The organism is Gluconacetobacter takamatsuzukensis, assembly GCF_014174275.1.
Lineage (GTDB): Bacteria > Pseudomonadota > Alphaproteobacteria > Acetobacterales > Acetobacteraceae > Gluconacetobacter > Gluconacetobacter takamatsuzukensis.
Genome location: NZ_JABEQK010000004.1, coordinates 52,640 through 65,925, shown reverse-complemented (window position 1 = coordinate 65,925; position 13,286 = coordinate 52,640). Strand labels below are relative to the sequence as shown.

12 protein-coding genes are annotated in these 13,286 nt (G+C 63.3%); 2 read left to right on the top strand and 10 right to left on the bottom strand.

Annotation, left to right across the window (positions count from 1 at the left end; all coding sequences use genetic code 11):
• Positions 1 to 51 precede the first annotated feature (51 nt).
• A complete protein-coding gene (locus HLH27_RS06625) occupies positions 52 to 2,349 on the top strand; it encodes a GH92 family glycosyl hydrolase (RefSeq protein WP_182948910.1) in 2,298 nt (765 codons plus the stop codon).
• On the opposite strand, the gene HLH27_RS06620 is transcribed toward HLH27_RS06625, so the two are convergent.
• The 3 genes from HLH27_RS06620 to HLH27_RS06610 are packed head-to-tail and all read right to left on the bottom strand — an operon-like array spanning position 2,321 to position 5,006.
• Positions 2,321 to 3,064, bottom strand: a complete 744-nt coding sequence (locus tag HLH27_RS06620) for an ATP-binding cassette domain-containing protein (RefSeq protein WP_182949258.1) — start codon at positions 3,062 to 3,064, stop codon at positions 2,321 to 2,323. The two genes, HLH27_RS06625 and HLH27_RS06620, sit on opposite strands and share 29 nt — an antisense overlap.
• Positions 3,061 to 4,077 (bottom strand): FecCD family ABC transporter permease, encoded by a 1,017-nt coding sequence (locus HLH27_RS06615; protein ID WP_182948908.1) that lies wholly within the window; start codon positions 4,075 to 4,077, stop codon positions 3,061 to 3,063. Before HLH27_RS06615 ends, HLH27_RS06620 begins: the two co-directional genes overlap by 4 nt.
• Positions 4,074 to 5,006, bottom strand: coding sequence for an ABC transporter substrate-binding protein (locus HLH27_RS06610; RefSeq protein ID WP_246375573.1), 933 nt, complete (start codon positions 5,004 to 5,006; stop codon positions 4,074 to 4,076). The genes HLH27_RS06615 and HLH27_RS06610 overlap by 4 nt, the downstream gene beginning before the upstream one ends.
• 306 nt (positions 5,007 to 5,312) lie before the next feature.
• Between HLH27_RS06610 and HLH27_RS06605 the strand changes: the two genes are divergently transcribed.
• Positions 5,313 to 5,696 carry a cupin domain-containing protein gene (locus HLH27_RS06605; protein WP_246375618.1) on the top strand — a complete coding sequence of 128 codons (384 nt, stop codon included), beginning with the start codon at positions 5,313 to 5,315 and terminating at the stop codon, positions 5,694 to 5,696.
• Between the two features lie 96 nt (positions 5,697 to 5,792).
• Here HLH27_RS06605 and gloA read toward each other — a convergent pair whose 3' ends face one another.
• The 7 genes from gloA to bamA form a co-directional block, all read right to left on the bottom strand.
• Positions 5,793 to 6,182, bottom strand: coding sequence for a lactoylglutathione lyase (gene gloA, locus HLH27_RS06600; RefSeq protein WP_182948904.1), 390 nt, complete (start codon positions 6,180 to 6,182; stop codon positions 5,793 to 5,795).
• A 2-nt stretch (positions 6,183 to 6,184) separates the two neighbouring features.
• Positions 6,185 to 7,069 carry an LpxI family protein gene (locus HLH27_RS06595; RefSeq protein ID WP_182948902.1) on the bottom strand — a complete coding sequence of 295 codons (885 nt, stop codon included), beginning with the start codon at positions 7,067 to 7,069 and terminating at the stop codon, positions 6,185 to 6,187.
• A gap of 20 nt (positions 7,070 to 7,089) precedes the next feature.
• Positions 7,090 to 7,944 (bottom strand): acyl-ACP--UDP-N-acetylglucosamine O-acyltransferase, encoded by an 855-nt coding sequence (gene lpxA, locus HLH27_RS06590; protein ID WP_182949254.1) that lies wholly within the window; start codon positions 7,942 to 7,944, stop codon positions 7,090 to 7,092.
• A 204-nt stretch (positions 7,945 to 8,148) separates the two neighbouring features.
• On the bottom strand, positions 8,149 to 8,634 hold the full coding sequence (gene fabZ / locus HLH27_RS06585; RefSeq protein ID WP_182948900.1) for a 3-hydroxyacyl-ACP dehydratase FabZ: 486 nt from the start codon (positions 8,632 to 8,634) through the stop codon (positions 8,149 to 8,151).
• A gap of 92 nt (positions 8,635 to 8,726) precedes the next feature.
• Entirely contained in the window at positions 8,727 to 9,800 is a 1,074-nt protein-coding gene (gene lpxD / locus HLH27_RS06580) for a UDP-3-O-(3-hydroxymyristoyl)glucosamine N-acyltransferase (RefSeq protein ID WP_182948898.1), read from the bottom strand.
• A gap of 15 nt (positions 9,801 to 9,815) precedes the next feature.
• Positions 9,816 to 10,715 (bottom strand): OmpH family outer membrane protein, encoded by a 900-nt coding sequence (locus HLH27_RS06575; protein ID WP_182948896.1) that lies wholly within the window; start codon positions 10,713 to 10,715, stop codon positions 9,816 to 9,818.
• Positions 10,716 to 10,722: 7 nt separating this feature from the next.
• On the bottom strand, positions 10,723 to 13,143 hold the full coding sequence (bamA, locus tag HLH27_RS06570) for an outer membrane protein assembly factor BamA (protein ID WP_182948894.1): 2,421 nt from the start codon (positions 13,141 to 13,143) through the stop codon (positions 10,723 to 10,725).
• Between the last annotated feature and the right edge of the window lie 143 nt (positions 13,144 to 13,286).

Genomic DNA, 13,286 nt, shown 5'->3' with positions numbered 1-13,286 from the left:
TGTGCGACACTCCCCGCCACAACGATCCATCGCCGCAGCCAAGGTCCCTTCATGACGCCTCGCCCGATCCTCTATTGCCTGTCCGCCACGCTGGCGGTCGCGATCGCCCAGCCTCCGGGTCGCGCACACGCCGCCAGCGAGGCAACCGGCGACCCGGCATCCATGGTGGACCCGCGCATCGGCACTGGCGGCCCGGGCCACACCTTTCCGGGAGCCACGGTACCGTTCGGCATGATCCAGCCCTCCCCCGACACCGCGATGCCGGAATTCCACCACGCCTATGACTGGGCGGGCGGCTATCAGTACAATGACCCCACCATCATGGGATTCTCGCACACGCATTTCTCCGGCGCGGGCCATTCCGACCTCGGCGACGTGCTGATGATGCCCGTCTCCGGCGATGTCAGGCTGGAACCGGGCGACCCCGCCAAGCCGCAAAGCGGCTACCGCTCGCGCTTCAGCCACACGACCGAGGTCGAACATCCCGGCTATTACGCCGTCACACTCGACGACTACGCCGTCCGCGCCGAACTCACGGCCGGCCTGCGTGTCGGCTGGCACCGCTACACCTTCCCCACCGACAAGCCGGCCCATGTGCTGCTGGACCTGCGCCCCAGCATCTACGACTATCCGGGCAAGGTGCTGTGGGCGCGCCTGCGCGTACGCCAGGACGGCACGATATCGGGCTGCCGCACCACACGCGGCTGGGCACCGGGGCGTACACTCTGCTTCGCGATCCGCTTCTCCCGCCCCATGACCGCGCATACGCTCTACAACCGCGAAACGAATGTGACCTATCGCGGCTTCCGCGGCCCGGGCAACGCCCCAACCGACCCGACCTTACAAAATGGCCGCGCGATAGAGGCAGTATTCGATTTCGGCAAGCTGGACGCCCCGCTGGGCGCAAAGGTCGCCATCTCCCCGGTCAGCGAAACCAACGCCATCGCCAATCTCGATACCGAGGGCCAGGGCTGGGATTTCGACGCCCGCCACGCCGAGGCCACGGCCACATGGAACCGCACCCTGTCGGTCATCGACGTCGCCGGCACGCCCGACCAGCGAACACAATTCTACACCGCCCTATATCACGCGCTGCTCGCCCCGACCCTGAGCATGGACGCCAATGGCGATTATCGCGGCCCCGATCAGGAAATTCACAAAGCCAAAGGCTTCGGCTTCTACTCCACCTGGTCCACCTGGGATGTCTATCGCGCCCAGCAGCCGCTGATGGCCCTGCTACGCCCGGACATGAGCACGCAGTTCGTGCGCTCGCTGATCGCGGCACAGCAGGCCAGCCCGGTGGGCCTCCTGCCGGTCTGGTCCTACCAGGGGCTGGAGACCTGGTGCATGACCGGCTACCACGCCGTGCCGATCATCGCGGACGCCTACCTCGCCGGCGTCCGCGGCTTCGACGCGGACGCGGCACTGAACGCCATGGTCGCTTCCGCCACCTCACCCGCCTATGGCGACCTGAGCGATTACATGAAGCTCGGCTACGTCCCGATCGACAAGGAAGCCGAAGGCGGCTCCAAGACTCTGGAATACGCCTATGACGACTGGTCCCTTGCCCGGATGGCCCGCGCGATGGGCCGGACGCGGATCGCGGAACAGTTCGAGAAACGCGCCGGCAACTGGCGCAACGCATGGGACCCGCAAACCGGCTTCATGCGCGCACGCCTCAGCACCGGAGCCTTCCACACCCCCTTCGACCCCGCCGCCGCGGCCTATGGCAGCGATTATACCGAGGGCAATGCCTGGCAATATCTATGGTTCGTGCCGCAGGACGTCCCCGGCCTGATCGCGACGATAGGGGGCGACGCCAAATTCATCGCAAGACTGGACGAACTGTTCGATACCCGGGTCGATCCGGCCCAGTTCAAAAATGTCGAGGATATCAGCGGCCTGATCGGCTGGTACGCCCACGGTAACGAGCCCGGCCACCATATCGCCTATCTCTACGATTATGCCGGCGCCCCATGGAAGACGCAGCAGCGCCTCCGGCAGATCATGGAAAGCCAGTACAATGCCCATCCCGACGGCCTGGCTGGCAATGACGATCTGGGCCAGACCTCAGCCTGGTACTTGTTCACCGCACTCGGCTTCTATCCCGTCGCCCCCGGCAGCAACGACTACACAATCGGCCGCCCCTTCGTCCCCCGGGCGACAATCCACCTGCCCAACGGCCGCACCTTCACCATGACGGCCGACCATCTGGACGCAGCGCACCCTTATGTCGCGACCGTCACCCTCAACGGCAGGCCGCAGGACCTGCTGCACCTGCGCCATGGCGATATCCTCAAGGGCGGCGAACTGCATTTCGTCATGCAGGCCGAACCGAAGCCACGTTAAATCCGTACAGATCGGCAATCGCCGCCGCTGACAGCATTTCGGCGGCCGGCCCGTCGGCAACCAGCCGGCCCTCGCGCATCAGGATCGCGCGGCTGAATAGCCGCGCGGCCCGCAGCGGGTCGTGCGTGGTGGCCAGAATGCCATAGCCCTCGCCCGCCAGCTGGCGCAGCAACTCGGCCAGCCGCTGCTGCTGTCCGTAATCCAGTCCCGTTTCCGGCTCATCCAGCACCAGCAGGCGCGCCCCCTGCGCCAGCGCCCGTGCGATCAGCACCGCCTGCCGCTCCCCCCCGGAGAGCGTGGCGTAGGATCGATCCGCCAGATGCCCAATGGCAAGCCGCGACATGGCAAGCTCGGCGGCCTCCCGGTCCGCCACCGGCACCACAGGCGCCAGCATCGCCCCGCCGGCCAGCCGCCCCAACGCCACCACGTCGCGCACCCGATAGGGAAAGACCACCCCATGCCCCTGCGGCACATAGGCCAGATGGGTCGCCAGCTCGCGCCGCGACATGCCCGATATCGGGCGCCCGTCCAGCAGCACCCGCCCCGACCGGGGCTGCAACAGCCGCAGGACCAGCCGCAGCAGCGTCGTCTTTCCCGCCCCGTTCGGCCCCAGCAGCGCGACCATCTCGCCCCCCGCGATCGCGAACGAAATCCCTTCCAGCACCCACCGCCCACCCCGCACGAAAGACAGGTCCTCGACCGCCAGCCCGGTCACTCCACCCACCCCCGCCGGATCAACCGCAACACCGAGAGAAACACGCAAACCCCCAGCAGGTCCGCAATCAACCCGACAGGAATTTCCTCCACCGATACGCACCGCGCCAGGTCGTCGCAAACCAGCAGAAACGCCCCCCCCAGACAGGCGCTGAGCGGCAGCACACGCGCATTGCACGGCCCTGCCAGCAACCGGGCGACATGCGGCACGATCAACCCGATCCACCCGATCATCCCCGCCACCGAAACCGTCACCGCCGACAGAATCGTTGCAATCGCAATCACGCCATAACGCAAGACGCCAACCGGCACCCCCAACGTCCGCGCCTCATCGTCCCCCATTGCCAGCGCATCCAGCATGCGCCCGCAAAGCGTCAGCCCCACAATGCCGATCGCCACCGGCACCGCCATCATGCCCACATCGGCCCCCGTCACCTGCGTCAGGCTTCCCAGCAGCCAAAAAACAATATCCGGCAATTGCTTATCGGGGTCAGCCACATATTTCAGCAGCGACAGCAGCGCCGTAAACAGCGCCGTACTGACCAGCCCCCCAAACACCAGCATCAGCATCGACGCCGCATCAAACAGCCGCGCCACCCCAACGGCCGCCCCAACGGCCACAGCCCCCCCCGCAAACGACAGAAAATGCATCCCCAGCGGCGAAGCCCCGGCCACAATCCCCAGCGCAGCGCCAAACCCAGCCCCCGCCAGAACTCCCAATAACCCAGGCGATACCAAAGGGTTACGGAACACAGCCTGAAAACCCGCCCCCGAAACCGACAGCGCAGCTCCCACCACCACCGCCCCGGCAACACGCGGCAGGCGCGTCGCCAGCAGGATGGAATGCAGCAACGCCCGGCGCCCATCCGGCATCGCCCCATCCCGCCCCAGCAGCACCGACATCAGTTCATCCAACGGCACCCGAAACCGGCCAAGCCCCAGCGACACCACCACCAGCGCCAACAGCCCCCCGAGCGCCGCCGCCCACAGCGCACGCTCGCGCCACGCATTCATGGTGCGCTATCGGGCCCCTTGGCCGCCAATATGCGCGCAGCATCGGCATGAGACAGATCATATCCAAAAAAATCGTGATAAAACAGAATTGTATCCCCAATCATGTCAAGCTTCACGAAGCGTTCGGGATACAACGTCTGCGCCGTCCACAGAAGCTGGAGCGGGTATTCAATCCCATACCGATCCCATGGAAACACACCCACCGGATTACGATAGACCCGCCCCGCCCGCACAGCCCGCAGCCCCGCCCACTGCGCGGATGCAGGATCAAACGCGCCGGCATCCCCCCCAAAAATAATGACATCCGGGTCCCACGCGGCGACCTGTTCCACTGAAACCGGATGCATGTTGCCGGGAATATCAGCCGCATTCCGCCCCCCGGCCCGTGTGATCCAGTCATCGATGATCGTATGCGTACCGTCGATCTTCAACGGAACCAACGACTGAATATGCAATACCCGTGGTCGGCGGCCTTCCGGTATGTCGCTAACAGCCGCCGCAACCCGATCGCGCGTCGCATCCAGCATCGCCACATAGCGCCCAGCGACCTCATGCGCCTGCGGATCACCCAGCACCTCTGCCGTCAGCGCCACCGCCTGCCGCAATGACGCCTCGTCGGTAAACCCCGCCTGAACCACCGGCAGCCCAATCCGCCGCATCGGTTCCAGGGCCGGCGAGTCGCTGGAAACGAACGCGACATCCACGTCCGCATGGCGCAGCATCTCCACATTCGGCACCATCCCCACAACACCAGTCGCCCGATACAGATCCGGCGCCACGCGATACATCCAGGGGCGTGTGGGGGGCAGGTCGTTGGTCACCGCAATCCGCCCGGCGGCGCCCAGCATGATGGTCACGGCATTGTGCGCGAACCACAGATCCGCAATCCGGGCCGGATGATCCGGCACGGTCACGCTCTGCCCCGCCATGTCCACGACCGTCCGTCCCTGCCCGATGGCGGGCCAGACAACGCAGGATACGGCAAGAATCCGCAGGATGGTGCATGGATCGTATCGTCTCATTCCCGGCCCTCTATCCGACACGGAACTATATCCCGTCAGATAGATCCGTCACCCCCGACCGTCAGACGCATCAATCTTAAACTATCTTTTCATGAGCCCGGGCGGCCATCCTGTATCACCCTCGGCCGTCAAGGAGGACGAACCATGATGATCTCAATCCGCACGGCCCTGGTTGCCACCTCTCTATCCGCAGCAGCGATCGCTGTCCCCACGATGGCGCAGACCGTGGCCTCGGGCCATCGCGACATCCTGCTTCAGACCGATCATTCGTGGAATGGCGTGCCCTACACGCATTACCCGACGACGCAGCCGGAACTGACGATGATCCGGCTGACGATTCCCGCCCACTCGGCCCTGCCCTGGCACAAACACCCATTCCCCAACGCGGTCTACGTGCTGGAGGGCGCACTCACCATCACCGACCGCGAAAGTGGCAAATCGCACGTCTATCACGCCGGCGAGGCCTTCGGAGAATCGGTCGACGACGTCCACCACGGACAGGCTGGCGACACGCAAACAGTGCTGCTGATCACCTACGCCGGCACACCAGGCGTCCCGACCTCGGTACCCGTAAAGGGCCAGCTACCGGAATATTAAACCGCGCACTCGGCGCGTGCTTCCGTATGGGTGGTGAACGTCGAAGCAAGAGAAACGCGCGCCAGATCACTGCCAACCTGCGTTAAGGGCATAGACTCAAGAGCGCTGGATCAGTTCGATCTTGTACCCATCGGGGTCTTCGACAAAGGCAATCACGGTGGTACCGAATTTCACTGGCCCTGCCTCGCGCGTCACCTTGCCCCCTCCCGCCCGCACAGCCTCGACCATCGCCGCCACATCGGGCACGCCTACCGCGAAATGGCCGAATCCGGTTCCAATCTCGTAGCCTTCATCCTTGCCCCAGTTGTAGGTCAGTTCGATTTCCGCCTGACCAGCCGCGTTATCGGCATAGCCGATGAAAACCAGCGTATATTCACCCTCTGGCACTTCGCGCCGGCGCAATTCGTGCATGCCCAGCAGCTTGTAGAAGGCAATGCTGGCATCCAGATTGCGGACACGCACCATCGTGTGCAGATACGAAGCCATCGTCATTCTCCTGTTCTGGCGGCCCGCATACCCACCGCCCCATCACCGATCCCGATCAGGAACAGACCAGCCTCATCGGCGGCGGCAATGCAGGCCGCCGGATCGGTCATCAATGTGGCACCGGCTTCAAAGGCGATACCACGCAAACCGACCTCTACCGCACGCCAGACCGTATCCGGCCCGATCGTCGGTAGATCGGCGCGGCGGTCCTGCCCGGGTTTCAGCATCTTGACCAGAACACCTCCCGGCCGGCCCGGTTGCCGGCACTCCCCGGCCCGCAGCAGCATTCGGTCGGTGCCCTCCATCGCCTCGACGGCCAGCACCAATCCATCCTGCACCACGCACCCCTGCCCGATATCCAGCCGTCCGATCGCCTCGACCACGTCCTGTCCGCGACGGATATCAGCCAATGCTCCGACATCCGGCTGGACCCGCCCCAGCACACCGGACCGTCCGACCGAACCTGAAAGAAATTCGTGGGCGCCATGAATGGCAAAGCCCTCTTCCCCCAGCACACGTACGATCGCCGCCAGCAGTCCATCATCGCCCGAGAATAATGCCCGCCCGATTCGCGCCATGATCCGCGCCCCTACCGCGTCAGGGCGCAGATCAGAGAAGGACGGTCGGCGCACCGGGCCGATCAGAACCAGATCCCTGCATCCTTCCGCCCGCAGGCAGGACAGGATCTCACCAGCCGCCGCCAGCCGGATATAACGATGCGGCCACGGCTCGATCACATGCGGTTCGGCGAAATCCTGAAACCCGACGATGAAGACACTGTGCCCCAGTGCTTCGACCGCCCGCGCTACCTGCCCCGGTAGCGGCCCGCCCCCGGCCAGAATGCCCACGCAGTTTCCGACCAGACGCAGACTGTCACCGACAAGCATATCGGCGCTCCACCCGCACCCTAGACGCCGTCGGATTCAATCGATGCCGCGCCGCCGCCAGCCACCCTCACCAGCCCGCGATGACTGGGAGCCTCGATGAAAGCCAGGATCTCGGCCACCTTGGGCTCATCGCCATATTCCGTCCGCACTGCGGTCAGGCGCCGGCTGAAGGCCGTCGATTCCTCTTCCATCGCGCGGGGATAAAGCGCGCGGAACGCACGACGCAGACGATGCATTTCGTCAGCCTGCACGCCGTTGCGCTTCAGCCAGATCCAATGCAACCCAACCAGCCGGGCCCGGTTTCCCAGCACGCTGCCATAGGGAATGACATCGGCCTCGACACCGCACACGCCGCCAACAAGCGCCGCATGGCCAATGCGCACGAATTGGTGCAGGGCTGCCGCCCCCATGATCCGCGCACGATCGCCGATCGTGACATGGCCACCCATGACAACATTGTTCACGATGATCACGCCATTCCCGAGCGTACAATCATGCGCGACGTGGGAATTCGCCATGATCAGGCAATCTTCACCAATTCGTGTGACGCCGCTACCGGTCGCGGTGCCACGATGGATCGTCACATGCTCGCGGATCACAGTTCGCGCTCCAATGATGCAGCGCGTCGGCTCGCCCCGATATTTCAGGTCTTGGGGCGCCATACCAAGCGTGGTGAAAGGATAACAGACGACGCCGGCACCTACCTGCGTATGACCGTCGACGATCACGTTGGCGATCAGGTGCACGCCATCCTCGATCACCACGTCAGGACCGATCGAACACCAAGGACCGATACGGACCCCGTGCCCGATCCGGGCCCCATCGGCGACGATCGAGGATGGATGAATCTCAGCGGCCCGGCTTACGGAGTCCATCTGTGCCAAATCGGTCAATATGCTCTCCCACGGCAGGGCTAGGCCCCGGAACCGTCTGCATGCCGGCACGCCGGTTCGGCCGGCATTAACACATGGCGCGGCACCCTATCTGGAACGGCCGCACCAGCAAACCGGATATCGCATTTTGCGCCGGTGAGGAACTGTGGACCCGCAACCGAACGTTTCAATCCAACCCTGACGGTTTCAGCCCATGATCATCGCGCTGAACGTCGCCTCGGCCACCGACACGCCATCCACACGCGCAATACCCTTGAATTTCCAGACATTGGCACGACTGCGTTCCTTCTCGACATGGATCCGCAGTTGATCACCGGGCTCCACCGGGCGCCGGAACTTGGCTCCATCGATGGTCATGAAATAGACCAGCTTACCCTCAAAGGCCGCCCCCAAGGTCAGCACGACCAAGGTCGCTGCCGTCTGCGCCATCGCCTCGATAATCAGCACGCCAGGCATCACGGGACGGGCCGGAAAATGCCCCTGGAAATGCGGTTCGCTAGCCGTGACGTTCTTGATGCCGACCGCTGAAGAACCAAGCACGATATCAACCATCCGGTCGATCAGCAGGAACGGATAGCGATGGGGAATCGCCTCCATGATCCGCATCACGTCGATCGATTCGATACTGGTCGGGCTGTCGCCCACCGCGGGAACCTCTACTTCTTTATTCACGTCGTCCGACCATTTTGCTCAGGACGGCAGGTCCACGCGCCTTTTCATACGAGCACCCACCTGTCCCGGTTGAATTCCGGGGGCCTGCTGACTCAGGCCTCTCCTCCTCCTTCACGCGGCGCCTTTTTTGCCAGGCGTCGCAACACCGCTACATTCCGGAAGAACTCCCGAAATGGCATCGCGGGACTGCCGATGACATCAGCCCCCGCGTCCACATCCGACATCACGCCACATTGCGCACCGATCCGAGCCTTGGCGCCAATACGAATATGGCCGATCAGGCCAGCCTGAGCAGCAACAGTGACGAAATCACCAAGTTCCGTAGACCCCGATATCCCAGCTTGGGAAACCACGATACAACAGCGCCCCAAGCGCGCATTATGGCCAATCTGCACCAGATTGTCGAGCCGCGAGCCTGCGCCGATGACGGTGTCCTGTGACGAACCCCGGTCGATGGTGGAGTTCGCCCCAACTTCCACCCCATCCTCCAGAATCACCCGCCCCAGTTGAGGAACGGTCTCGAAACCGTCGGGACCGACCGCAAACCCGAAGCCTTCCTGACCAACCCTCACTCCCGCCAGCAACGTCACTCGATCGCCCAGAAGCGCATGGGACACACAAGCCTGCGCCCCAATCCGACAGCGCGCGCCAATCCGCACCCCATCGCCGATTACCGCATGCGAATCGATGCGGGTTTCGGCCCCGACGCGCGCACCAGCTCCGATCACCACAAAGGGACCGATCTGCGCTGACGGATCAATAACAGTATCCGCACCCACCAGAGCGGTCGGATGAACGCCCGGCACTATGGCGGGCACCGGATGAAACAAGCTGGCCACTCGTGCCCAGGCCAGATAAGGCGTCTGGCAGACCAAACCGATCGTCCCTTTGGGAAGCCGGTCGACGAAAGCCGGGGCCAGAAGCACCACCCCCGCGCGGGTCTGTTCCAGCAGAGGCGCGTAGCGCCGGTTGTCGAGAAAGCTGACATCCCGTGGACCGGCGGATTGCAGCGGCGCTACGCCGCTATACACCCTACCGGCATCAATGCCCTCATCCCCCACGATCCGGGCACCGGCGCATTCTACAAGCCTCTGGAGCGGAAACGGGCCACTCCGCTCGAAGAACCGCCCGTCACCCGGCAGGGCGGCCCCGACCTGCCCTTCCATCGCGTTCCCCGCCGCTCAGTGATGCGCCGCCGCGGGGGCGGTCGCGGCAGGGGCTACCACCGGGGCGGGGGCTTCCTGCTGCTGGCGTTCGACATCGGCGGTAGTCGGCATCGTACCCGATTTTGCCAGTACTTCGGGGTCGACATTCGCCGCCGGAATAAACACCGTCGGCAGCACCTTATTCAGTTGATCGGCAACCTGCTGGGTGATGTCCAGCCCATCCTGGCTCAGGGCCACTTGTTCACGATGCAGGACCAAGTTCATCCCGCGGCTGCTCGCAACCTGACGGATGATCTGAACCAGCTCGCGCTCGATTTGCCCCAACGAGACTTGGGCCGCTTCCTGGACGATCCGGTTGCGGTTGCGGAAATCGCGCTGGGCGCCGATTACACGCTCCTGCAGACGGCGCTCACGCTGCTGGATCTGGTCCGAGGCCATGTTCTTCGCCTGGGCCTGCAGCTTCTGCTGCTCGTCCCGCCAACCGGCCTGCTCCTTCTGTGCGTCACGCGCCAATTCGTCGCGCCGGCCGCCAAGCACGCGCTCAGCCTGCTGCGCTGCACTGGACAGACGCATCACGTCAGGCACGCTGATCACGCCGATCACTGGCACCGGCGGCGCAACGCCACGCGGAATGTCGGGCGACGGCGGAACGGGCGGCAGCGGCAACACCGGCGGCGTCTGGGACTGGGCCTCATCGCCGTCGGCGGGGGCTGCAGGCATGGGGACGGGCGCCGTACGCACCGGGCCACGGGGGGCTGAAGCCGCCGGCGCTGGCTGGGCGGACTTGGGCACAAACCAGCCCGCGTTTCCGCCAGCAGGCGTGGTCCCCTGTCCCCGTGCAGGAACACAGGTGATGCCGGTGCATGACAGCACGACGGCCGCGACCAGAGCGGATACGCCACGTGAACGAAGCATTGTCACCTCAGAATTGCTGGCCGAAGCCGAAGCGGAACAACTGGGTCCGGTCATGTTTCTGTTTCAGGACCGGAATACCGAGATCGATGTTGATCAGGCCGAACGGACTTTTCCACGCAAAGCCGACACCGGTACTGACACGGGGCGTCAGTGTGTCGCCATATACCGGCGTGTAGCGGGGCATGTCTTGGGGATAGGATGTATACCGTCGCGACACCCGCAGCCCGTCCAGACCACCCATATCGACGAAATAACGGCCGCGAATTCCCATATCTGCCCCGAACGGCATCGGGAAATTCAAGGTGGCCGACGCGGTGTAGAGGAAACGCCCGCCGAGGAAATCCTCCTGCGAGTGCATCGCATAAGACTGGCCATTCCACGTATAAGGCGGAATGCCCATGCTACGGGGTCCGGCACCACCGTCCAGGAAGCCGCGCAACGTGTTACCGCCCAAATAGAAGTTATCGATGATATCGCTGCGGCCGCCACCCCAGTTGGCGATCTCACCCGCACCACCCGTCAGCGCCAGCGTCCAATCATGATTGCCCGTCAGGTCGTCCATCGGAATGTAGTAGCCAACATCCACCTTGCCGCGCACATAGCGCTCATTCCCACCCAGACCTGCAAAATCGCCGCCCAGCCGCACAACGTAACCGCTGTGCGGCTGCATGCGGTTGTCACGCGTATCGTAGGTCAGGGTGGTGCTGAGCTGGGAAAGCAGCGACCAGCCGGTCTGGTCCAGAACATACCATGACGCATCGCTGTAGGCGTTATCGACGTGACGATCCGTCAACGTGTAGCTGAAGGACTGGGACAGGCGATTTGTATAGGCATACCCCATCCGCAGCGTAATACCGTACCGCCCTTCCGAATAGTTCTGGTAGGTCTGGTAATTGTTCTCGATAACAAACAGATCTACGCCGGCAACCATGTTGCGATTCAGGAAATACGGATCACTGACCGAGATATCTGCCTGCCGCTGGTAATAAGCCATCGTGCCGGAAATGCCGGCATCAACGCCCGACCCCAGCAAATTGTGCTGTTTCAAGCCGATATTACCCAGAATACCGACGTCGGTCGAATAACCGCCGCCTAGCGAGAATTCACCGGTCGGCTTCTCGACGACATTGATCGCCACGTTCGTCCGATCCGGGGCAGAGCCGGGGGTCTGGTCGACCGAAACGGTGCTAAAAAAGCCCAAATCCTGCAGGATCGCCTTGGCGTATTTCCGCTCGGTGGGCGTGTACGGATCGCCTTCGGACATCGGGATCTGGCGGCGGATCACGGCATCCTGCGTAATCGTGTTGCCGTTGATGTCAATCCGCTCGACATAGGCACGCGGCCCTTCACTGACATCGAACAATAAATCCACAACGCGACGTTCGGGGTTGCGGGCAATTTCCGGCCGCACCATGGCGAACGGATACCCCTTTCCCTGCAGGATTTCTTGCATGTCGGTCGCGTTATGCTGCACCGCGCTACCGTCATACCATTGGTTAGCAAACAGCTCGATATATTTTCTCAACGACGCTGCGCTGATATGTTTCAGCGACGAACGGATATTCACCTTGCCTAGCCGGTAGCGCGGCCCCTCGTCCACCGTAAAGGTCACGTAGAAAGATTTGCGGTCCGGCGATAGTTCGCCCGTCTGGTTGCGCACCTGGAAATCGACAAACCCATTGCGCAGGTAGAACCGACGCAGCAGTTCCGAATCGTAACGGATACGCTCTGGGTTATATTCGTCGGACGAGGCGAAGAACCGGTACCAGGCCGTCTCCTTCGACGAAACGACCTGTGCCAACCGGGCTTCGCTGAACGCCTTGTTGCCCACGAACGAGATCTTGTGGATCAGGGTCTGTTGGGCTTCGTTGATCAGGAAGACCACATCGACCCGGTTATGAGCCAGCCGAATGATCTGCGGCGTTACGGTCGCGGCATAGCGGGCCTTGCTGGCGTAGACTTCCAAGATCTTCTGACGATCGGACGCCGTGATCTGCGTCGAGAACACCGCACGCGGCCGCAACGCGATCACCTTGCGCAGATCCTCGTCCTTCGCGGAATGATTTCCCTCGAAGACGATACGATTGACAATCGGATTTTCGACCAAGCGCACCTGAAGCACGTCGCCCGCGCGATGCAACGTCACATCGCGGAACAGGCCCGTAGCATAGAGCGTCTTCAGTGAACGATCGAGTTCGTCCTGATTGAACGGATCCCCCGGCTGCACCACCATATAGGACAGGACAGTACTGGTCTCGATCCGGTCGTTTCCGGTGACCTGGATGGATTCGATGACACCACCGGACCGGGCTGCATGCACCGCCGGGGTATGATTCGCCGTCACGCCACGCCGAGCCTCGGCGGTCCCGGCGAGAAACAAGGGCACGAGGCAAACCGACGCAAGAAGCGTTGAACGTTTAGTCGGCAAATTCGGCTTCCCCCAAACCAGACGCTCCGCGAACCCAGAAACCACGCAACGGGAACAGAGTCGCCGCGCGCAGGATCGATCATATCCGCTTGGCGGACGTATCCGAAATCCCCCCCTTCGCGCAAGCGCCCGCATGCCCCCAG